At 70.6% G+C, this 381-nt stretch carries 1 protein-coding gene; it reads left to right on the top strand.

Going from position 1 to position 381, the window contains the following annotated elements; genetic code table 11:
- A partial coding sequence (locus AB4Z02_RS19300; RefSeq protein ID WP_441972994.1) for an AIR synthase related protein occupies positions 1–381 on the top strand: 381 nt, incomplete at both ends.

Here is a 381-nt window from a genome sequence, read left to right as displayed (position 1 = left end):
GCGCACCGTCGCGGTGGACGGCCCGGTCTATGAGCGCCCGGTCGCCTACCCGGCGTGGATCGACGCCCTCCAGGCGGACAGCGCCGCGAGGCTTCCGCGGTCGAGCGACAAGGATGTTCTGCGCGAGCAGTTCCTCGCCCTCCTCGGCAGCGCGAACCTCGCCGACAAGGGGTGGATCACCGACCAGTACGACTACTTCGTGGGCGGCAACACGGCCCTCGCGTTCCCCGACGACGCCGGCATGATCCGCGTCGACGAGGAGAGCGGTCTCGGCTTCGCCATCGCGACGGATGCGAACGGCCGCTACTGCCAGCTCGACCCGAAACAGGGCGCCCGCCTTGCGCTGGCGGAGGCGTACCGCAACGTGTCCGCATCCGGAGC

The organism is Pedococcus sp. 2YAF34, assembly GCF_052114585.1.
Lineage (GTDB): Bacteria > Actinomycetota > Actinomycetes > Actinomycetales > Dermatophilaceae > Pedococcus.
The sequence above is the reverse complement of the archived record's forward strand: the minus strand, read 5'-3'. Positions and strand labels throughout refer to the sequence as shown.